The 19,813-nt window shown below is 42.4% G+C and carries 18 protein-coding genes and 1 tRNA gene; 12 read left to right on the forward strand and 7 right to left on the reverse strand.

The window, feature by feature from the left end; all coding sequences use genetic code 11:
- Window positions 1-26 precede the first annotated feature (26 nt).
- Both VR862_RS08100 and odhB read left to right on the forward strand, forming a co-directional pair.
- Window positions 27-2,822: a 2-oxoglutarate dehydrogenase E1 component gene (locus VR862_RS08100; RefSeq protein WP_324720453.1), complete on the forward strand. Its 2,796-nt coding sequence runs from the start codon at window positions 27-29 to the stop codon at window positions 2,820-2,822.
- 57 nt (window positions 2,823-2,879) lie between these two features.
- The gene (odhB, locus tag VR862_RS08105; protein ID WP_324720454.1) at window positions 2,880-4,166 is read left to right on the forward strand and encodes a 2-oxoglutarate dehydrogenase complex dihydrolipoyllysine-residue succinyltransferase; all 1,287 of its coding nucleotides are present in this window, start codon (window positions 2,880-2,882) and stop codon (window positions 4,164-4,166) included.
- 253 nt (window positions 4,167-4,419) lie between these two features.
- Here the strand turns inward: odhB and VR862_RS08110 are convergent, their stop codons facing one another.
- On the reverse strand, window positions 4,420-4,857 hold the full coding sequence (locus VR862_RS08110) for a retropepsin-like aspartic protease (RefSeq protein ID WP_324720455.1): 438 nt from the start codon (window positions 4,855-4,857) through the stop codon (window positions 4,420-4,422).
- A gap of 52 nt (window positions 4,858-4,909) precedes the next feature.
- On the opposite strand from VR862_RS08110, the gene VR862_RS08115 reads away from it, so the two are divergent.
- From VR862_RS08115 to VR862_RS08155, 9 genes are all read left to right on the forward strand, one after another.
- The gene (locus VR862_RS08115; protein WP_324720456.1) at window positions 4,910-5,677 is read left to right on the forward strand and encodes a TatD family hydrolase; all 768 of its coding nucleotides are present in this window, start codon (window positions 4,910-4,912) and stop codon (window positions 5,675-5,677) included.
- Between the two features lie 52 nt (window positions 5,678-5,729).
- Window positions 5,730-6,872, forward strand: coding sequence for a 1-acyl-sn-glycerol-3-phosphate acyltransferase (locus tag VR862_RS08120; protein WP_324720457.1), 1,143 nt, complete (start codon window positions 5,730-5,732; stop codon window positions 6,870-6,872).
- Window positions 6,856-7,884: an asparaginase gene (locus VR862_RS08125; RefSeq protein WP_324720458.1), complete on the forward strand. Its 1,029-nt coding sequence runs from the start codon at window positions 6,856-6,858 to the stop codon at window positions 7,882-7,884. Before VR862_RS08120 ends, VR862_RS08125 begins: the two co-directional genes overlap by 17 nt.
- Before the next feature lie 94 nt (window positions 7,885-7,978).
- A tRNA-Ser gene (locus VR862_RS08130) sits at window positions 7,979-8,066 on the forward strand.
- A 70-nt stretch (window positions 8,067-8,136) separates the two neighbouring features.
- Window positions 8,137-8,931 carry a MotA/TolQ/ExbB proton channel family protein gene (locus tag VR862_RS08135; protein ID WP_324720459.1) on the forward strand — a complete coding sequence of 265 codons (795 nt, stop codon included), beginning with the start codon at window positions 8,137-8,139 and terminating at the stop codon, window positions 8,929-8,931.
- 18 nt (window positions 8,932-8,949) lie between these two features.
- Window positions 8,950-9,387: a hypothetical protein gene (locus VR862_RS08140; RefSeq protein WP_324720460.1), complete on the forward strand. Its 438-nt coding sequence runs from the start codon at window positions 8,950-8,952 to the stop codon at window positions 9,385-9,387.
- Between the two features lie 7 nt (window positions 9,388-9,394).
- On the forward strand, window positions 9,395-10,003 hold the full coding sequence (locus VR862_RS08145) for an ExbD/TolR family protein (protein WP_324720461.1): 609 nt from the start codon (window positions 9,395-9,397) through the stop codon (window positions 10,001-10,003).
- An 18-nt stretch (window positions 10,004-10,021) separates the two neighbouring features.
- Window positions 10,022-10,504: an ExbD/TolR family protein gene (locus VR862_RS08150; protein WP_324720462.1), complete on the forward strand. Its 483-nt coding sequence runs from the start codon at window positions 10,022-10,024 to the stop codon at window positions 10,502-10,504.
- 98 nt (window positions 10,505-10,602) lie between these two features.
- Window positions 10,603-11,310, forward strand: a complete 708-nt coding sequence (locus VR862_RS08155) for a porin family protein (protein ID WP_324720463.1) — start codon at window positions 10,603-10,605, stop codon at window positions 11,308-11,310.
- Here VR862_RS08155 and VR862_RS08160 read toward each other — a convergent pair.
- From VR862_RS08160 to pyrH, 6 genes are all read right to left on the reverse strand, one after another.
- The gene (locus tag VR862_RS08160; RefSeq protein ID WP_324720464.1) at window positions 11,305-11,910 is read right to left on the reverse strand and encodes a hypothetical protein; all 606 of its coding nucleotides are present in this window, start codon (window positions 11,908-11,910) and stop codon (window positions 11,305-11,307) included. The genes VR862_RS08155 and VR862_RS08160 overlap by 6 nt on opposite strands.
- Window positions 11,910-13,370 (reverse strand): RNA polymerase factor sigma-54, encoded by a 1,461-nt coding sequence (rpoN, locus tag VR862_RS08165; protein WP_324720465.1) that lies wholly within the window; start codon window positions 13,368-13,370, stop codon window positions 11,910-11,912. The genes VR862_RS08160 and rpoN overlap by 1 nt, the downstream gene beginning before the upstream one ends.
- A gap of 94 nt (window positions 13,371-13,464) precedes the next feature.
- A complete protein-coding gene (gene asnS, locus VR862_RS08170; RefSeq protein WP_324720466.1) occupies window positions 13,465-14,907 on the reverse strand; it encodes an asparagine--tRNA ligase in 1,443 nt (480 codons plus the stop codon).
- Window positions 14,908-14,997: 90 nt separating this feature from the next.
- Window positions 14,998-17,418 carry an efflux RND transporter permease subunit gene (locus VR862_RS08175; protein WP_324720467.1) on the reverse strand — a complete coding sequence of 807 codons (2,421 nt, stop codon included), beginning with the start codon at window positions 17,416-17,418 and terminating at the stop codon, window positions 14,998-15,000.
- Window positions 17,419-17,541: 123 nt separating this feature from the next.
- Window positions 17,542-18,096 carry a ribosome recycling factor gene (gene frr / locus VR862_RS08180; protein WP_324720468.1) on the reverse strand — a complete coding sequence of 185 codons (555 nt, stop codon included), beginning with the start codon at window positions 18,094-18,096 and terminating at the stop codon, window positions 17,542-17,544.
- A gap of 44 nt (window positions 18,097-18,140) precedes the next feature.
- Window positions 18,141-18,848 (reverse strand): UMP kinase, encoded by a 708-nt coding sequence (gene pyrH, locus VR862_RS08185; protein WP_324720469.1) that lies wholly within the window; start codon window positions 18,846-18,848, stop codon window positions 18,141-18,143.
- A 149-nt stretch (window positions 18,849-18,997) separates the two neighbouring features.
- Here pyrH and VR862_RS08190 point away from each other — a divergent pair, with 149 nt between their 5' ends.
- Window positions 18,998-19,366, forward strand: a complete 369-nt coding sequence (locus VR862_RS08190; protein ID WP_324720470.1) for a hypothetical protein — start codon at window positions 18,998-19,000, stop codon at window positions 19,364-19,366.
- The last annotated feature ends 447 nt before the right edge of the window (window positions 19,367-19,813 follow it).

Genomic DNA, 19,813 nt, shown 5'->3' on the forward strand with positions numbered 1-19,813 from the left:
AAAAAAGAAACAGGTAGTTTCAACTTATGGACAAATTTTCATTTTTAAATGCCGCACATACAGCATACTTCGCTGAACTCTATGATCAATATTTACAGTACCCCGATAGTGTTGAACCCAGCTGGAGAGCTTTCTTTCAGGGCTTTGATTTTGGTCTGGAAACCTCCCAAAACGGGCAAACCGTTGTGGAACATCCTGAAAATGGGGAGCCTGTAGAGATCTCAGATTCAGTGTTGAAGGAGTTTCGGGTGGTGAAGTTGATTGATGGGTATCGCAGCAGGGGTCACCTTTTTACAAGGACCAATCCTGTGCGGGAGCGAAGAAAATATCGTCCTACCCTTGATATACAAAATTTCGATCTTGACGAGAGTGACCTGGACACGGTTTTCAACGCAGGTGAAATTCTGGGAATAGGGCCTTCCACTTTAAAGCAGATCATAAAGCACCTGGAGAAGGTTTACTGTGATTCCATAGGGATCGAGTACATGTACATCAGGAAACCTGAACAGGTCAAATGGATCCAGGATAAGCTAAACATCAATGAGAACCAGCCCGCTTTCAATGCCGACCAAAAGAAGCACATTTTACGGAAGTTAAGTGAAGCGGTCTCTTTTGAGAACTTTCTTCATACAAAATACGTCGGGCAAAAGCGGTTTTCTCTGGAAGGAGGAGAAAGCCTTATTCCGGCTCTTGATGCTATTATTGAAAGGGCAGCCGATCTTGGAGTAAAGGATTTCGTCATGGGGATGGCCCACCGGGGTCGTCTTAGTACCCTCACAAATATCTTCGGAAAAAGCGCAAAGGATATTTTTACCGAATTTGACGGGAAAGACTACGAACAGGATATTTTTGACGGGGATGTGAAATACCACCTGGGTTGGACCTCCTGCCGTAAGACCGACAGCGGAAAAGAGATCAATATCAACATTGCTCCCAACCCTTCTCACCTGGAAACTGTTGGTGCAGTAGTGCAGGGGATCACAAGAGGAAAGCAGGATCGTCATTATGGAGATAAAAATGATTCTGTCCTTCCTATTATAGTACATGGGGATGCGGCAATTTCCGGTCAGGGAATAGTTTATGAGATCGTGCAGATGGCGCAGCTGGAAGGATACACCACCGGCGGAACCATTCATATAGTAGTGAACAACCAGGTTGGTTTTACGACCAACTATCTTGACGGCCGTTCTTCGACCTATTGTACAGATGTTGCAAAAGTGACACTTTCACCTGTACTCCACGTCAATGCAGATGATGCCGAAGCAGTGGTGCATGCAGTGTTGTTCGCCCTCGACTGGAGAATGACCTTTGGAAGAGATGTCTTTATTGACCTTTTAGGGTACCGTAAATATGGTCACAATGAGGGAGATGAGCCAAGATTCACTCAGCCAAAACTGTATAAGGCCATTGCCAGTCACAAGAACCCAAGAGATATATATGCAGAAAAGCTAAAGGCACAGGGAGTCATTGATGATGCCTATGTGCAGAAGCTTGAAGAAGACTATAAGGCAAAACTCGAAGAGAATCTTGAAGATTCACGAAAGGAAGAAAAGACAAGGGTAACACCTTTTATGCAGGATGAATGGGAAGGATTTGAACATGTAGATGAATCCCGCATGATGGAAGAGGTTGATACTACTGTCGACATGGAGATCCTTACCGAAGTGGCACATGCGGTTTCAAAGCTTCCTGAGGATAAAAAGTTCCTGAGAAAGATCAAAAAACTGGTGGATCTCCGACATACCATGTTCTTCGAAAACAACAGCCTGGATTGGAGTATGGCCGAATTACTTGCCTATGGTACTCTTATTAAGGAAGGTTATTACGTGAGAATGAGCGGGCAGGATGTCGAGAGAGGAACTTTCTCTCACCGTCACGCTGTGGTAAAAGTCGAGGACAGTGAAGAAGAAATAATCCTTCTTAATCAAATGGAAGGAACAGCCTGTGAGGCCAAGAAAGGATCATCCTGCGACCTTAATATTTACAACTCTCTTTTATCTGAATATGCAGTTGTAGGTTTTGATTATGGCTATGCAATGGCCAGCCCTAACTGTCTTACCATTTGGGAGGCTCAGTTCGGAGACTTTAGCAATGGAGCACAGATCATGATCGACCAGTATATTTCGGCGGCCGAAGATAAATGGAAGCTTCAGAATGGTTTGGTGATGTTCCTGCCCCACGGCTATGAAGGCCAGGGAGCCGAGCACTCTTCGGGAAGAATGGAAAGATATCTTCAGCTTTGTGCTAAAGATAACATGTTCGTTGCCGATGTTACCACCCCGGCAAATATGTTCCACCTGTTGAGAAGACAAATGAAGGTGAACTACAGGAAGCCCTTGATCATCTTTACACCCAAGAGTTTGTTGAGGCATCCAAAAGTGGTTTCTACAAAAGAGGAATTTGCAAATGGTACATTCCAGCCGCTTATAGACGATGCTGAAGCAAAAGTCGATAAAGTGAAATCCCTAGTATTCTGTACCGGGAAATTCTACTACGACCTGCTTGAGCGCAGGGAGGAATTAGGACGTGACGATGTAGCCCTCGTGAGGATCGAACAGTTGTTCCCTCTACCGGCAGAACAGATCAAAGAGGCTATTGCAAAATATAAGAATGCCGATGATGTGGTGTGGGCTCAGGAAGAACCGAGAAACATGGGTGCCTATAGTCACCTGTTATTACATCTTGAAGAATCGAAGTCCTTTAGGGTATGTAGCAGGAAATTCTATGGATCACCTGCTGCAGGAAGCTCAGTTAGATTTAAGAAGCGTCACGAAAAAGTTATAGAATCTGTTTTTGATAAGAACGCAGAAGTTACTGTTTAATAAATATGAAAAATTGCCGGCAGTAATTCCGGCGCTAAAAAATAAAAAGAAGAAATCATGGCTTTAGAAATGAAAGTCCCTTCTCCGGGAGAATCGATTACCGAGGTTGAAATTGCACAGTGGTTGGTTGCAGACGGTGATTATGTTGAAAAAGATCAGGCAATTGCCGAAGTTGACAGTGATAAGGCAACACTTGAACTTCCGGCAGAAGCCAGTGGAATCATCACCCTAAAAGCAGAAGAGGGGGATGCCGTAGCTGTAGGGCAGGTAGTTTGTTTGATCGATACAGATGCTCCTAAACCCGGAGGTGGAGAAAAAAACTCAAAAGAAGTTGCAAAGGAAGAAAAGGAAGCTACTTCGGCTAAAGAAGAAGAGCTCGAGTCTTCTCAAAAGGATAACCAAAAAGCTGAAGCCAAAACAGAAACTCCTTCGAAGCCAAGTACGCCTTCTCAAAAGCAGGATACGTACGCTACCGGAAGCCCTTCGCCTGCAGCTAAGAAGATCCTTGATGAAAAAGGTATGGATGCAAAATCTGTTCAGGGAACCGGTCGTGATGGTCGAATCACCAAAGAAGATGCTGTAAAAGCAAAACCTTCTATGGGAACGCCGGGACAGGGGAAAAGAGGAGAAGAGCGCAAAAAGATGTCTATGCTTCGCCGCAGGGTTGCAGAGCGTTTGGTTGATGTGAAGAATCAAACGGCTATGCTTACTACTTTTAACGAAGTGGATATGTCGGCTATTTTCTCCCTGCGCAAGCAGTACAAAGATGAGTTCAAAGATAGGCACGGAGTGAGCCTTGGATTCATGTCTTTCTTTACGCTTGCTGTAGTGAGAGCATTAGACCTTTATCCCGGAGTAAATTCTATGATTGACGGAGATTATCAGGTAAAGTATGACTACAAAGACATAAGTATTGCTGTATCAGGACCTAAAGGTCTTATGGTTCCGGTGCTTAGAAATGTTGAAAATATGAGCTTCCGCGGAGTAGAGGCCGAGATCAAGAACCTTGCGACCAAGGTGCGTGACGGGCAGATCACAGTGGATGAGATGACCGGCGGAACCTTTACCATTACCAATGGTGGAGTGTTTGGTTCTATGCTGTCGACTCCAATTATCAATCCTCCTCAAAGTGGTATACTTGGAATGCACAATATAGTAGACAGACCTGTTGCCATTGATGGTCATGTGGAGATACGTCCAATTATGTATGTTGCCCTTTCTTATGATCACAGGATCATTGATGGAAAAGAGTCTGTAGGTTTTCTTGTGGCAGTTAAAGAAGCCCTTGAAAATCCTGAGGAACTTCTCATGGACAATGACGTCAAAAGAGCTTTGGAATTATAGGCGCCCAAAAATGACAAAAAAGAAAGGCAATGATTTCAGGATCATTGCCTTTCTTTTTTTGTTCTAGTACGAAATAAAGGTGTAGATATTAAGTACTAAAACAAAAACAATTAATACGGCCAATAACGCCGGAAACACCGGCAGGTGCTTTAGGTTTAAAAAATTCATAGCGGTAGATTTTTTGGTTACCCTTAAGATAAGGTAGCATCTATCGCTGTGAAATGGGGAAAAACCCCCATTTTGTAAATAAAGGTTACTTCAGGAAAAGGCTCATGGACTTATAATCGATAATGGCTTTACCTTTTTTGAGGATATCTGCACCTATAATTCCCTGTACCTTTTCAGCCTTATGTTTAACCAGCGCATCGTTCACATGTCTTAGATCAAAAAGAACCAGATCCACTTTTTTCTTTTTCCAGCCTTTGATCTCTATTACGTTCTTTTGAGCGATCTGGGTCATCATATTAGTGGCTCCTGCCCCTGCAGCTTTAACATCACTGTCTTCGGCCAGAAGCTCGAAATGGGAAACGGCTTCAAGACCTACGCAGGTGCTCGATGCGCCAGTGTCCAGGATGAAATTACCTTCTATCTTGTTTATTTTTGCCTTTAGTTCCAGGTGTTGGGTTGCAGTATAGGTGAGGGGAATTCTTTTATATCCTTTTTCTTTAAGTAACTTCTTCAGAGATGCCATTCTTTTCTTTTTTGCCAAAGATAGCTGTATAAAATAAATTATTTTTGCATTTATGACAATTACAGATACTCACACTCACCTATATAGCGAATCATTCAATGATGATCGCAGCGAGATGATCAAAAGAGCTATAGATGCCAATATTACCCGGTTTTTTATTCCGGCTATAGATTCAGAATATATTGAGGGCATGTATGCCTTGGAAAAAGAGTTTCCGGAGCACATTTTTCTCATGGCCGGTCTTCATCCCACCCATGTAAAGGAGAATTATAAAGAAGAATTGGCTATCGTAGAAAAACAGCTTGAGGAAAGGAAGTTCTATGCAGTAGGGGAAACAGGAATAGACCTTTACTGGGACAAGTCTACCCTGGGAATTCAGCAGGAGGCATTTAGGTATCAGATTCAGCTGGCGAAGAAACATCAACTACCGATCGTAATTCACTGCCGGGATGCCTTTGATGAGGTTTTTGAGGTGCTCGAGCAGGAAAAAGGGGAGGGGCTTTTCGGAATTTTCCATTGTTTTACCGGAACACACGAGCAGGCTCAAAAGGCTCTGTCATATAATATGAAACTGGGGATTGGAGGAGTAGTGACCTTCAAAAATGGGAAGATTGACAGGTTTTTAAACGAGATACCATTAACGGAGATCGTACTGGAAACAGATGCTCCTTACCTGGCACCGGTGCCTTATAGAGGGAAACGCAATGAAAGTTCGTATCTTGTAGAAGTGCTGGAAAAGGTTGCTGAAGTCTATCAACTCTCCCCACGGGAAGTAGCTGAAGTTACAACCCGCAACTCCAGGGAGATTTTTGGCATTTGAACACAGCATCTGCTTATAATTTTGTTTTTTTGCTAACTCTAACTAACAATCAGTGACAAATTACGACGATATTCGGTTCTATGATGATGCAGAAGTGCAGGAGGCTTTAAAGAATTATGTGAAGCATCCCATGATAAAAGGACTTTTACAATTTACCTTTCCAAATGTCACTTTTGATAAAATAGAGGAGAAAGTCCTTAGTTGTAATTCGATAAGGGATTTTCAAACCCGCATCATTTACCACACGGTTCAGAAAGTATTGAGTAAAAGCTCGGAAGGTTTGAGTTATTCCGGTTTTGATACCTTAAACAAGGACGAATCCTACCTCTACATTTCAAACCACCGTGATATTGTTCTGGATACTTCCCTTCTCAATTGTGTGCTCTACGAAGCCGATCTTAAAATGACTGCTTCGGCCATTGGTGATAACCTTGTGCAAAAGCCGTTTTTGCTGGCTCTTTCCAAACTTAACCGGAACTTCCTTGTCAAACGCGGACTCGGTCCACGTGAAATGCTGAAGAGCTCCCAGAAACTTTCAGAATATATTAAAGAACTGCTCCTGGAAGAAAAGCGTTCTGTGTGGATGGCTCAAAGGGAAGGGAGAACCAAAGATGGAAATGATCATACCCAGCAGGGGGTTCTAAAAATGCTTGCCATGGCGAAAGCTGATGAATCTCTGGCTGAATATTTTGGAAAGCTGAAGATAGTTCCGGTTGCTATCTCTTATGAATTTGACCCTACAGATGTTTTGAAGCTGCCGGAAATTCTGGCGAAAAGAATGGAGCAGATCTATATTAAATCGGCTAATGAGGACTTCAAGTCTATTCTCAAGGGAGCTTTGGGTAATAAAGGGAGGATACATATTTCCGCAGGAAAGCCAATAACAACAGAGGTGCTTCAGGAAATAGAAAAGAAGTCGGGCTCTGTAAATGAGCAGCTCCAAAGGATAACTGCAGGTATTGATAAACGTATTCACAGGAATTACAAGCTGTGGCCTGCAAATTACATTGCTTTTGACCTGCTCAATAACAGCAGCATGTTCGAAGATAAGTATGACTCCAAACAAAAGAGGCAGTTTGAGAGAAGGCTTACAAGAAGGGTGGATTTCAAAAATGCACTCGAGGTGAACAGCTATCTTCTTATGTATGCCAACCCCGTAATCAACCAGAACAACCTGCATGAAAACCAGCGCTAATATTCTCCTTATCTACACCGGGGGAACCATTGGTATGGTCAAGGACTTCGAAACGGGAGCTCTAAAGGCGTTTAATTTTGATGAGCTGCTGCAAAATATTCCTGAATTAAAACTGCTGGAGCATCATATAGACACCGTAAGTTTTGAGCGGCCTATCGACTCTTCGAACATGAAGCCGGCATTTTGGCTGCAGATCGCCGAGATCATTGAAGAAAAATATGAGACCTATGATGGTTTTGTAGTTTTACATGGAAGTGATACCATGTCTTATAGTGCTTCTGCGCTTAGCTTTATGTTCGAAAATCTTTCCAAGCCTGTGATCTTTACCGGTTCGCAGTTGCCAATTGGGGATCTTAGAACAGATGCAAAGGAAAATCTTATTACCAGTATACAAATTGCAGGACTGCAAAAAAACGGTAAGCCTGTTATTACAGAAGTATGTCTTTATTTTGAGTACAAGCTTTACCGTGGCAACAGGACTTCCAAGATAAACGCTGAACACTTTCAGGCTTTTGCTTCTCCAAATTATCCGCCTCTTGTAAATTCGGGTGTTCACCTGGCTGTGAATGACACTGCTTTGTGGCAACCCAATCACAGGCGAAAAATGAAACTGCATAAAGGCCTGGATGATGAAATAGCTCTAATTAAGATCTTTCCGGGAATAAACAGGAGCCTGCTGGAGCACATTTTAGGGAAGGAAGGGCTTAAAGGAGTCATTTTAGAGACCTATGGTAGCGGAAATGCTCCGACTGAAGACTGGTTTGTTGAACTACTAAGAAGTGCTGTTTCCAGGGGAGTGGTCATCGTGAACGTCACCCAGTGCATCGGCGGTAGTGTATCAATGGGACAGTATGAGACCAGTACACAACTGAAGAAAATAGGAATAGTATCGGGCAAAGACATTACGACAGAGGCAGCTGTGGCCAAAATGATGTACCTTTTAGCAAAGGAACTAAGCCCGAAAGTTTTTAAGACAATTTTCGAAACTTCATTACGCGGGGAAATGTCGTAAAAAATAGGGCTGTTACTTGACCAGCTTCTGTTTTTTTTCGTTATTTGGCGAACTGTTTAGAAATATCTTAACAAGCTCATTTAAGCAGGTATTTAGAGAGGTGGCCGAGTGGTCGAAGGCGCACGCCTGGAAAGTGTGTATACCCCACAAGGGTATCGAGGGTTCGAATCCCTTCCTCTCTGCTAGTTATTTTTATTTGAATAAATATTTATATCTTTAACCCGTTAACTAATTAAATTAAGAGAAAAAGTAATGAAAAGATTATTTTCAATTTTGGTGATCGCTACAATTATGGTGTTCGGAGCCGTAGATGTGAATGCGACAAATAACGTGAATGCCTTGCCGGCTACCATGGTGAACTTTGTTCAGGATGAAGACCAGGCTGTAGCTGAAGAGACCGAAGATGTTGGATTTCACCAGGAGCTTAAAAGGCGCTTTATCGAGGGTGGACCTGGATTCATGGGAATCGTACTTCTTTGTTTGATCCTTGGTTTGGCGATCGCGATTGAAAGAATCATTTACCTTAACCTTGCTACTACCAATACAAAGAAATTAGCACAGGATGTTGAGGACGCTCTAAACACAGGCGGTATTGAAGCAGCTAAGGATGTTTGTCGCAACACCAAAGGACCTGTTGCTTCTATTTACTACCAGGGACTTGACCGTGCCGACGAAGGTACAGAAGCTGCTGAAAAGGCGGTTGTAGCTTACGGTGGTGTGCAAATGGGACTTCTAGAGAAAAATGTATCCTGGGTATCTTTATTTATCGCTCTTGCTCCTATGCTTGGGTTCATGGGTACAGTAATTGGTATGATCGAGGCCTTCGATAGAATTGAAGCTGCCGGTGATATGCAACCTTCACTTGTTGCGGGTGGTATTAAGATCGCACTTCTTACAACAGTATTCGGTTTGATCGTGGCTATTATTCTTCAGATCTTCTACAACTACATTATCGCTAAGATCGACCGTATCGTAAACGATATGGAAGATGCTTCTATCACTTTGATAGATATCCTTGTAGACTACAAGAACAAAAGAAGAGTATAACAATACCAAGATTTAATTATGACCTTACATAAAATATTAAAATATATAGCGCTCGTTATCGGGGTTATTGGACTAATCCTTTGGGGAAGAGTTCTAATGGCCGGTGATGATGCTATAGAAAACTCAGCCGATGTACAGGCAAGTGTGGTAACTCCATTTCTGTATGTGGCATACTTAGTGTTTGCAATAATTGTGCTTCTGGTCTTGTTCTATGTAATCAAAGGACTTTTCTCAGGAAACATTAAAAGAACACTAATAGCTGTTGGGGCTTTCATTCTGGTAGTGGTAATAGCTTACCTGCTTACCGATGGAACCGAGACCCAACTTAGTGACGGTACAATGCTTTCGGCAAATGCGAACCATTGGGTAGGAGCAGGTCTTGTGACCTTCTACATGCTTGCAGGTATTGCAATTCTGTTGATGGTTGTATCCGGAATCAGAAAACTTATAAAATAAATTAGCTATGGCCAGACGATCTACACCTGAAGTTAATGCCGGTTCTTTGGCCGACATCGCCTTCTTGCTTTTGATCTTCTTCCTGGTGACCACAACTATTGAGACAGATAGCGGTATCAGCAGAAAGTTGCCTCCAATGCAGGATGAAAACGTGGAACCGCCAATTATCAAGGAAAAGAATATTTTTCAGGTGATTGTGAACCGTAACAATGATCTGCTTGTAGAAGACGAGCTAATGGAGCTAAAGGACCTGAGAGAAGCCGCTATTGCCTTTTTGGACAATGGAGGTGGAGTAGGACCCGAAGCCTGTGACTACTGCCAGGGAGCAGGGGATCCAACTTCCTCAGATAACCCGATCAAAGCAGTTATCATGCTTGTGAATGACAGACAAACCGAGTATGGAACTTATATTGCTGTTCAAAATGAACTTGTAGGTGCCTATAATGAATTGCGTAATCGTACTGCCCAAAGGCTTTACGGTAAGTCATTCTCTCAAATGGAAGCAGACTACAACAGCGTTACATACACAGGGAACAAGGAAAGGTTAAAGGAGCAGCTTGAGGAAATAAGAGATATGTGGCCTCAAAAGCTTTCTGAAGCCGATCCTAAAAATTAATCGCGAAAAAAATAAATTATGGCAAAATTCAATAAGAAAAAGAGTAGTGAACTGCCCGCGATAAATACCTCGGCCCTGCCAGATATCGTTTTTATGCTACTGTTCTTCTTCATGGTTGCAACTGTAATGCGTGAGAATACTTTGAAAATTCAAAACGTACTTCCTTATGCAGACCAGGTGGAGAAATTGGATAAGAAGGATCTTGTAATGTACATATACGCAGGAAAACCGAGTGCGAGATTTCAGCAGAGTTTTGGTACCGAAGCCAGAATTCAGCTAAATGATAATTTTGCTGAGGTGAGTGATATTCAGCAGTTCATTTATTCCGAGAGAGAGTCAAAGAGAGAGGAACTTGTTCCTTTTCTTACTACTGCACTCAAAGTTGACCACGAAACCAACATGGGGTTAGTATCTGATATTAAAATGGAGCTAAGAAAAGCTGAAGCTCTTAAGATCAATTACACTACCCGTACCGGTGAGGCGTCACAGAATATGGAATAATCTAATTCATTACCTTTATATAGTCCCCTTTCAAATTTTTGAAAGGGGATTTTTTTTGTAGGTCCTTTTCTTCCGCTTAACTTTACCTAAAATCTCCAATGAACCTGTCTCAAAAATGGCACTTTTGCCTGTTACTTCTTTTTTGTCCTTTGCTTAATGCTCAGGAGGTAAATGATATTCCGGGGGTGATAGATAGTCTGTACCGCGAAGATCAGGTTTATTTTAGCTTTACCTATAACATTGTTTCGGGGGAACCTTCCGGAATAAGGAGCTCCCAGTTCTCCGGGGGTTTTCATACTGGCTTTATCAGGGATTTCCCATTAAATGAAAGACGCAATGTAGCTTTTGGTGCAGGCCTTGGCTGGTCAATTGACACCTACGGTCAAAACCTTTATATAGGTAAAACAGTGGACGGCTCAGCCACGAGATTTGAGGTGCTGGACAGAAGTCGTGTGGATTTTGATGTTAACCGTTTTACAACCCATTCCATAGATGTTCCTTTACAGCTGCGCTGGCGTACTTCAACACCCGAAACATACAAATTCTGGCGTATCTATGGCGGCATTAGACCTTCCTATATTTATTATTTCAGGTCCAGGTTTGAACAATCGGGGAATACCTATAAGGAATCCGATATTCCCGAACTTGAAAGGTTAAGATTTGGTGCTACTTTTACCTTTGGATATAACACCTTTAATTTCTCCTTCTACTATGGTCTAAACTCCTTTTTTAAAGGCGCCATGGTCAATGATGAGGAACTGGATCTAAAGGCCATTCAGGTAGGCCTCACTTTTTATCTTTTATAGCCAAAAGAAAGCGGCCCCAACCTGCGGAAGCAATCCTATTAGCAGGCCCAAACTCAATTCATTGCCTGTATGTGCCTTGTAATATAAGCGGGAGGATGCAGTAAGACCGGTAATTGCAATCATAAAGCTTACAGTGTAGATAAGATTCAGGTTGAAATGCAGACTTAAGAAGATCAGGAACAGGGTGAGTCCCCCCAAACCCATCATGTGCAGACTGGCCTTGATGTTGGCCAAAAGAAGGAATAGGGCCATTAGTGCAGAGAGCATGATCCCGACAAAGAAATAGTACAATGCCGGGTAATCGAAGTTGTTTAGAACATACTTCAGTACTATAAAATCAAGTCCCGCATAGAAAAGGAGGGGCCATTTACGCTCCTTTAGTTCCTGCATATAATGATCCTTCACTTTACCCAGCGTCTTGAGCATGTAGACATAAACTACAGGAATGAAAATTGTCATAATTGCCACGGCCAATAATTTGGCTTTGACCACCTCGAGAGGGAAGAACCTTGGAGTAACTAGGAAATAAATCAAAGTGCCCGCAAAAGGCATCCAAACAGGATGAAACAGGAAGGAGGCAGACTTGAGCAGGAGCTTCATCAAATTTCCTTTCGAAGACGGGCAACCGGAATGTCCAGTTGTTCCCGGTATTTTGCTACGGTTCGACGTGCAATGGGATAACCTTTTTCTTTGAGCATTTTTGCCAGCTTCTCATCTGTAAGAGGTTTTCTCTTATTTTCCTCTTCTATGGTCATTTCCAGGATCTTTTTGATCTCCTTCGTAGAGACATCCTCACCCTGGTCATTCTTCATGGACTCAGAAAAGAAATCCTTTATAAGTTTTGTGCCGTAAGGCGTGTCCACATATTTGCTATTGGCGACCCGTGACACAGTCGAAACATCCATGTCGATCTCATCGGCAATATCTTTCAGGATCATCGGCTTTAGGTTTCTTTCATCCCCGGTGAGGAAATATTCCTTTTGATAATTCATGATCGCACTCATGGTTACAAACAGCGTGGTTTGTCGCTGCTTGATAGCTTCAATGAACCATTTTGCTGCATCGAGTTTCTGCTTTATGAACATCACCGCGTCCTTTTGAGCCTTACTTTTTTCCTTCGACTCTTTATAACCTTTCAGCATTTCGCTGTAATCCTTGGATACGTGCATCTCGGGCGCATTGCGGCCATTGAGACTTAACTCCAGTTCCCCGTCCACTATCTTGATCGTGAAATCCGGGATCACGTGTTCTACAGCTCGTGTATTACCTGCATACGCGCCTCCCGGTTTTGGGTTAAGATGTTCTATAACATCTATGGCATCTCTAAGTTCATCTTCGGAAATGTCGTGCTTGGAAAGTAATTTTTGATAGTGTTTCTTGCTGAACTGGTCAAACGACTTTTCGATAATATCTTTAGCCAGGCTTACGGCCCTCGTCTGCTCCTTTCGGTTCAACTGAATGAGTAAACACTCCTGAAGACTTCTTGCACCAACCCCGGCAGGATCGAGTTCATGAACATACTTCAGAACTTTCTCTACAGTTTTCTCATCTGTATAGACATTTTGGGTGAATGCGAGATCATCTACTATGTCCTGAACAGATCTTCTAATGTATCCGCTTTCATCTACGCTACCTACAAGGAATTCGGCTATTTCTTTTTCAGATTCATTCAGCCTGAGGGTGCTGAGCTGAGTCTTCAGATATTGAGTAAAAGAAGTCCCCGATGCATAAGGCACCTGTTTGTCCTCATCATCTGCACTGTAGTTGTTGGCCTGTAACCGATAGCTGGGTATCTCATCATCACTTAGATACTCATCTACATCAATTTCTGTATCGATGCTCTCATTACCTGGATCTTCATCCTGATAATCGGGACTCTCAAAGTCCTCATCGTAATCGTCTTTATCTTCCTTTCCTCCTTCCAGCGCAGGATTCTCCTCCATCTCTTGTTTAAGCCGCTGCTCAAAAGCCTGCGTAGGGAGCTGGATAAGCTTCATCAACTGAATTTGCTGAGGGGAAAGCTTTTGAGATAATTTAAGGTTTAACTGCTGTTTTAGCATATAATTCCGGGCTTTTCATAAAAATAAAAAAAACAATCTACAAACGTAAATGAACGCAGATTGTTTATGAGTACTTTAGGATGAGAACTGCCGGTTAGAACTCAGCATTCAGTGGAGTTCTAGGATAAGGAATAACATCACGAATGTTCCCCATTCCCGTTGCAAACTGTACAAGTCTCTCAAAACCAAGTCCAAATCCGCTGTGAACACAAGTTCCGAATTTGCGGGTATCCAGGTACCACCATAGCTCCTTCTCATCGATGTCCAGAGCTCTCATTTTTTCTCTTAACACCTCAAGACGTTCTTCCCGTTGTGATCCACCTACGATCTCTCCAATTCCCGGGAACAGGATATCCATGGCGCGAACCGTCTTCCCGTCTTCATTTAAACGCATATAGAACGCTTTTATGTTGGCCGGATAATCAAATAAAATTACCGGACATTTGAAATGTTTCTCTACAAGGTATCGTTCATGTTCACTTTGAAGATCGGCACCCCATTCTTCAATGATATAATTGAATTTCTTTTTCTTGTTAGGCTTGGAATTCTTAAGAATATCAATGGCTTCGGTATAGCTTACTCTTTTAAAGTTATTTTCGATGACGAACTTCAGCTTTTCGGTAAGGCTCATAGGGCTCCTTTCTGCTTCAGGTTTTACCTTATCTTCATTGGCCAGTCGCTGCTCAAGAAAAGCCAGATCATCTTTGCAGTTGTCCAGCACGTATTTAAGGACGTACTTGATGAATTCTTCAGCAATGTCCATGTTTCCTGCAAGATCGCAAAAAGCCATTTCGGGCTCCACCATCCAAAATTCCGCAAGGTGTCTTGAAGTATTGGAATTTTCTGCTCTAAAGGTCGGTCCAAAGGTATAGATCTGTCCAAGTCCAAGGGCATAGGTCTCCCCCTCGAGTTGCCCCGAAACAGTAAGATTAGTCTCCTTTCCAAAGAAATCTTCTTTATAGTCAACAGATCCGTCTTCCTTCCGCGGAATATTATCAAGATCAAAAGAAGTCACTTTGAACATTTCTCCTGCACCTTCTGCATCACTTCCGGTGATTATAGGGGTGTTGACATAATGAAAATTGTTCTGCTGGAAATAGCTGTGAATAGCAAAGGAAAGTTTGGAACGCAGCCTCATTACAGCCCCAAAAGTGTTCGTTCTCACCCTAAGGTGTGCCTGCTCCCTAAGCTTCTCCAGGGAATGTCTCTTTGGAGAGAGAATGGTGTATTTAACTTCTTCGGGATCTGCATCTCCAAGGATCTCTACAGTATTAGCCTGGATCTCTACCTTCTGTCCGCTTCCCTGGCTCTCGACCAATGTTCCTACAACTTTTATAGCGGCACCAACAGTAATGCGCTTTATGGTGTTTTCGTTAAGCTTTTCAAAATCAACAACGCATTGCAGGTTGTTAATGGTAGAACCGTCGTTTAGAGCGATAAAACGGTTGCTTCTAAAAGAGCGAACCCAGCCTTTAACTTCGACTTCCTGTAAATATTTAGTGCTTTCTAAAAGTTCTGCAACTTTTCCTGTAATCATCTTTTCTAATTTGGACAGCAAAGATAATTTTTCCGCACTTGCCTTACAAGTAATTAAATATGGGCCTCAGCCAAAAAGAGGTGTCAAAAATCACATTTTTGGATCCTCTTCTGAAAAGTCCTCTTCGGAATCCTCTTCTTCCGGAATAATATCTATGGTAGGCTCCCGCAGTACGTCCTTGTTCGCGATCTCTTTCTGAAGTGATAATAACAAGGCAGGAAGTAAAAGCAGGTTTGACAGCATGGCGAATAGTAAAGTGGCCGAAACCAGTCCGCCCAAAGCCACTGTACCTCCAAAACTACTTATCATAAATACAGAAAACCCGAAAAAGAGTACTATAGAGGTATAAAACATGCTCACGCCGGTTTCCCTTAATGCAGCATATACAGATCTTTTGACCTTCCAGTTATTAGCCTTGAGCTCCTGCCGGTATTTGGCGAGAAAGTGGATCGTATCATCGACCGAGATACCAAAGGCAATACTAAAAACCAGAATTGTGGAAGGTTTGATAGGGACCCCGAGAAATCCCATCATGCCTGCCGTTACCAATAGTGGAAGCAAATTGGGGATAAGGGATACCAGGATCATTTTCCACGATCTGAACATCCATGCCATTATAAGTGCAATAAGGAATATTGCAAGGCTTAAAGAAATGATCAGATTTCTTACCAGGTAATTTGTTCCTTTCTGGAAGATTAGTGCCTTCCCTGTCATTTCCACTGAAAAGCGATCTTCAGGGAAAATTTCCCTGATCTTTGGCCACAAGTCCTCTTCGATCTCTTCCATTTCTTCTGTGCCAATATCCTTCATGAAGGTGGTCATACGGGCATATCTACCCGTGCTGTCTACAAAAGAAGTGAGTAAATTGTCGCCTGCCGCATCCAGCCCCTGCGCATATGGCAGAATAAAATTTCTTTCCTGGGAAGTTGGCAATTGGTAATATTTTGGATTTCCATTGTAGTAGGCCTGCTTCGAATATTTGACCAGGTTAACAATGGAAACTGGAGGTGAGAGCTCTTCTTCTTCAGCAAGTAATTCCTGAAGTTCATCCATTTTCCTGAGAGTAGGCAGCTTCATTACACCTTGCTCTCTTTGAGTGTCTATTAAGATCTCCAGTGGCATGACGCCATCAAATTCTTCTTCAAAGAATTTGATGTCCTGAAAAAAAGCTGCTTCCTGTGGCATGTCCTCCAATAGACTTCCGGAGATCCTTATGGTATAGATCCCTATGATACTTGCTACCAGTAGAACAATCGAAAAAATAAAGATCGCGATCCTGTGATCTTTTACCATTCGCTCCATCCAGTCTACAAATCCGCCTATCCATCTTTTATTCAGGTGCTTGAGGTGCTTTTCCCGCGGCACATTCATATAGCTGTAGATGATTGGAATTATGAGGAGACTAAGTATGAAAATTGCTATAATATTGATCGAAGCCACGATCCCGAATTCCTTGAGCAGGGTGCTTTCAGTAAGAATAAAGGTCGCAAAACCTGAAGCTGTGGTAAGGTTGGTCATCAAAGTGGCATTCCCCACTTTTGTGATCACCCGCTGCAGAGATTTTGCCTGATTCCCGTGTTTCTTGATCTCCTGCTGATATTTGTTGATGAGAAATATGCAATTGGGAATCCCGATAACAATGATCAACGGCGGAATTATCGCCGTTAGAACAGTGATCTCATAGTGCAGCAATCCAAGTAATCCAAAGGCCCACATTACTCCAATGATCACGGTGATCATGGAGATCACTGTGGCACGGATACTTCTGAAGAAAAAGAAAAAAATAAGAGAGGTAACGAGTAGCGCAGCACCAATGAATAAGCCGATCTCATCAATGATGTTCTGTGAATTGAGGGTGCGTATATACGGCATTCCCGAAACATAGACATCCATTCCCTGTTCCTCCTCAAATCGCTCAACGATTGGAATAAGCTCTTCAACTACAAAAGTTTTTCGTTTTCCGGTGTTCACGATCTCCTTATCGAGATAGACAGCGGTCTGCACCGTATTTGAATGCCTGCTGTAGACCAGACCTTCGTAAAATGGCAAATTTTCGAACAGTTCTTCCCGGTAGTCCTGCACCTGTCGGCCATCGGGTTCTTCATCGGCAATGAAGGGAACCATTTCAAATCTTCCTGGATCTTCAAATTTTTCGAGCTTCCGAAGATTTCCTATAGCAACAGTGAATTCGACTTCGGGAAAGCTGTCGAGTTTTTTGGCAAGGGCATTCCAGGCGACAAATTTTTCGGGAGTAAATAGTGCCGAATCCTTAACAGCAAGGACTATTACATTTCCTTCTTCTCCAAATTTATCGAGAAATTCCTGGTATTGTAGATTAATGGGATCATCATCGGGCAGGAGGTTCGCTTCGGTATAGGAGAATTTCATATTCTTCCATTGTAAACCGAGAAAAACTGTACATGCGGCGATCAACACCAGGATAAGAATCCTGTTCCTTAGAATAGTGCGTGCTACAGTATTCCAGAACTCAAAGCCGAGAAATTTTGACATGGGAATTAATTGTGGTGCAAAGGTATGAAAGCATATCCGCTTTTTACAATGTTGGGGCTATTGCAAAAAGGCAGAAAAAAAGCGGCCCAAAAAAGCCGCTTTATGAATAGTATGTTGATCGGGTTAGACGGTCATGATCTCTTTTTCCTTCACGGCAAGGATCTTGTCGATCTTCTCGATATAAGTGTCGGTAAGCTTCTGAACCTCGGCTTCAGCAGACTTTTGAAGATCTTCAGAAAGATCTAATTTTTTGATCTCCTGATTTGCATTCTTACGGTCGTTACGCACCCCGATCTTAGCATCTTCAGCTTCAGCTTTAGCCTGTTTCGCAAGTTCACGACGACGCTCCTCTGTCAAAGGTGGTACATTAATAATAACGCTGTCCCCGTTGTTCATAGGATTAAAGCCCAGGTTGGCCTGCATGATGCCTTTTTCAATAGCCTGGATCATGCTCTTTTCAAAAGGTTGAATGGTGAGCGTACGGGCATCGGGAGTATTAACATTAGCAACCTGGTTTAGCGGAGTCTGACTTCCGTAGTAGTCTACCCTCACGCTGCCAAGCATCGCAGGAGTCGCTTTTCCTGCTCTAATATTCAAGAGTTGTTTTTCCAGGTGAATAATGGCTTGATCCATTGCTTCTTTTGTGCTATCAATAACAAAATCTAACTCGTCGTTCATTTCTAAAGTTTAAAGTTTTAAAGATTGTTCTTAATCCTATCCTTCTAAAAATTTACTTTGGTACCTATTTTTTCACCGGTCACCACCTTTTCAAGATTTCCGGGTTTGTTCATATCAAAAACTATAATAGGCAACTTATTTTCCTGACTCAGAGTGAAAGCCGTGGTATCCATAACTTTCAGACCTTTTGTAAGCACGTCATCAAAGCTGATAAAATCAAATTTAGTAGCTTTTTTGTCAATTTCGGGATCTGCAGTGTAAATTCCGTCGACACGGGTGCCTTTCAGAATCACATCGGCGTGGATCTCAATCGCTCTTAACACAGCTGCGGAATCTGTCGTGAAATAGGGATTCCCTGTGCCACCTCCAAAAATAACGACTCTACCTTTTTCAAGGTGGCGCATTGCTTTTCTTCTAATAAACGGTTCGGCAACTTCATTGATCTTTACTGCGGACTGAAGCCTGGTCTGGATCCCGGCATCTTCAAGAGCCGACTGTAATGCCAAACCGTTAATGACTGTTGCCAGCATCCCCATGTGATCACCTGTTACACGATCCATACCTCTACTGGCACCTGCCACACCTCTAAAGATGTTACCGCCGCCAATAACAATGGCAACTTCTACACCCCGATCTGTAACGGCTTTAATTTCCTTTGCATATTCGGCCAAACGTTCCGGGTCAATTCCATATTGGCGGTTGCCCATAAGAGCTTCACCCGAGAGTTTTAGTAAAATTCTTTTATAATGCATCTATGTGATTTGATGGGTTGTGCAAAACTAAGGAATTTATCCAATAGATAGAGGCTGCGAAAAATCAAATTATATGTAAATGAGGGTTAAAGAAAAATATTATTTTTCGAGGCTCGTTGTACCCTTGGTTATTTTAAAGAAAATCTGGAATGAAAAATATTTTTCTCAAAACAAGTTGCCTTTTGATCTTATTGCTTTCAACTTTTTCCTGTTCCGTAGACAGGGATGATGAGACTTCAATCCTAGGTACCTGGACAGAAACTGCACCGGTTGCGGGTAGAACAACATTGGTTTTTGGAGCCGATAACCGTCTTACCCGAATAGACGGGGATGGAAATTCAGAAGTGTATATTTATAGAATCGAGGACAGGACGCTGTATCTTAGCCTGGCTTCGGGTACCGAGGGAACTTCTGAGATTTTCCTTGAGCAGATCAATACAAACAAACTTAAAACCGGAAATCTTTATCCTTCCATTCCGGAAGCGGAACCTGTTTTTCTCATTTTTGAGAGGTATTGAAAAAGAGGCAAGACCGCTGCACCTGCTGTCGGCAGGGAGGCTAATAGGATCAAGAGCCAGGACTTTTTTTATTGCAGCAATAATTTTCTGATCCTTTGGGCTAAAGCCCTTTCTGCTTTCTTCTCAAATACCACCACCTGAAGGTGGTGGCAATTCATTATACCTTTAAAATTGTATAAATTATCGCAATGAATTGCCTCCGGCTTTAGCCGGAGGATTTAGGAAAAGAAATCATTCTGGGCTTCAGCCCAATATGATCCTTAAAACCGGAATCATATCCTTCAGGAAAAGTATGAGATGCTGCTTTGTTAAAAAACAAGACCGCTGTGCTTCTAGATCTAGAATTTGTAATCAAGACTTTTTCGATGATAACCCTTTCAGATACTATGATTAAATCCTAATGTGACTCTCCTTTTTTCCTCTTGATTTTTTAACTTTGTACTAAAG

This window comes from Salinimicrobium aquimaris (genome assembly GCF_035607535.1).
GTDB lineage: Bacteria > Bacteroidota > Bacteroidia > Flavobacteriales > Flavobacteriaceae > Salinimicrobium.

Coding starts and splice junctions, on each gene's coding strand:
- VR862_RS08100 (WP_324720453.1), top strand. CDS start 27: ATGGACAAATTTTCATTTTTAAATGCCGCACATACAGCATACTTCGCT.
- odhB (WP_324720454.1), top strand. CDS start 2,880: ATGGCTTTAGAAATGAAAGTCCCTTCTCCGGGAGAATCGATTACCGAG.
- VR862_RS08110 (WP_324720455.1), bottom strand. CDS start 4,857: ATGGCATCTCTGAAGAAGTTACTTAAAGAAAAAGGATATAAAAGAATT.
- VR862_RS08115 (WP_324720456.1), top strand. CDS start 4,910: ATGACAATTACAGATACTCACACTCACCTATATAGCGAATCATTCAAT.
- VR862_RS08125 (WP_324720458.1), top strand. CDS start 6,856: ATGAAAACCAGCGCTAATATTCTCCTTATCTACACCGGGGGAACCATT.
- VR862_RS08135 (WP_324720459.1), top strand. CDS start 8,137: ATGAAAAGATTATTTTCAATTTTGGTGATCGCTACAATTATGGTGTTC.
- VR862_RS08140 (WP_324720460.1), top strand. CDS start 8,950: ATGACCTTACATAAAATATTAAAATATATAGCGCTCGTTATCGGGGTT.
- VR862_RS08145 (WP_324720461.1), top strand. CDS start 9,395: ATGGCCAGACGATCTACACCTGAAGTTAATGCCGGTTCTTTGGCCGAC.
- VR862_RS08150 (WP_324720462.1), top strand. CDS start 10,022: ATGGCAAAATTCAATAAGAAAAAGAGTAGTGAACTGCCCGCGATAAAT.
- VR862_RS08155 (WP_324720463.1), top strand. CDS start 10,603: ATGAACCTGTCTCAAAAATGGCACTTTTGCCTGTTACTTCTTTTTTGT.
- VR862_RS08160 (WP_324720464.1), bottom strand. CDS start 11,910: ATGAAGCTCCTGCTCAAGTCTGCCTCCTTCCTGTTTCATCCTGTTTGG.
- rpoN (WP_324720465.1), bottom strand. CDS start 13,370: ATGCTAAAACAGCAGTTAAACCTTAAATTATCTCAAAAGCTTTCCCCT.
- asnS (WP_324720466.1), bottom strand. CDS start 14,907: ATGATTACAGGAAAAGTTGCAGAACTTTTAGAAAGCACTAAATATTTA.
- VR862_RS08175 (WP_324720467.1), bottom strand. CDS start 17,418: ATGTCAAAATTTCTCGGCTTTGAGTTCTGGAATACTGTAGCACGCACT.
- frr (WP_324720468.1), bottom strand. CDS start 18,096: ATGAACGACGAGTTAGATTTTGTTATTGATAGCACAAAAGAAGCAATG.
- pyrH (WP_324720469.1), bottom strand. CDS start 18,848: ATGCATTATAAAAGAATTTTACTAAAACTCTCGGGTGAAGCTCTTATG.
- VR862_RS08190 (WP_324720470.1), top strand. CDS start 18,998: ATGAAAAATATTTTTCTCAAAACAAGTTGCCTTTTGATCTTATTGCTT.